This is a genomic window from Streptacidiphilus anmyonensis (assembly GCF_000787855.1).
Lineage (GTDB): Bacteria > Actinomycetota > Actinomycetes > Streptomycetales > Streptomycetaceae > Streptacidiphilus > Streptacidiphilus anmyonensis.
In genome coordinates, this window is record NZ_BBPQ01000139.1 from 1,936 (window position 1) to 2,243 (window position 308).

General features: G+C 58.8%; 1 other annotated feature (running past one end of the window).

Annotation, left to right across the window (positions count from 1 at the left end):
- The first annotated feature begins 98 nt into the window (after positions 1-98).
- Positions 99-308 (plus strand) — a sequence feature (mutual gap in cmsearch alignment for this rRNA model is longer than 100) (it continues 3,528 nt past the right edge of the window).

Below are 308 nucleotides of genomic sequence, written 5' to 3' on the forward strand. Positions count from 1 at the left end.
GTGTCGGGCACGTTGTTGGGTCCTGAGGGAACGGCTGTGTGAGCAGCTGGACCTTCTGGTCGTTGTTTGAGAACTGCACAGTGGACGCGAGCATCTATGGCCAAGTTATTAAGGGCGCACGGTGGATGCCTTGGCACCAGGAACCGATGAAGGACGTGGGAGGCCGCGATAGGCCCCGGGGAGCTGTCAACCGAGCTTTGATCCGGGGGTGTCCGAATGGGGAAACCCGGCAGTCGTCATGGGCTGTCACCCATACCTGAACACATAGGGTATGTGGAGGGAACGCGGGGAAGTGAAACATCTCAGTA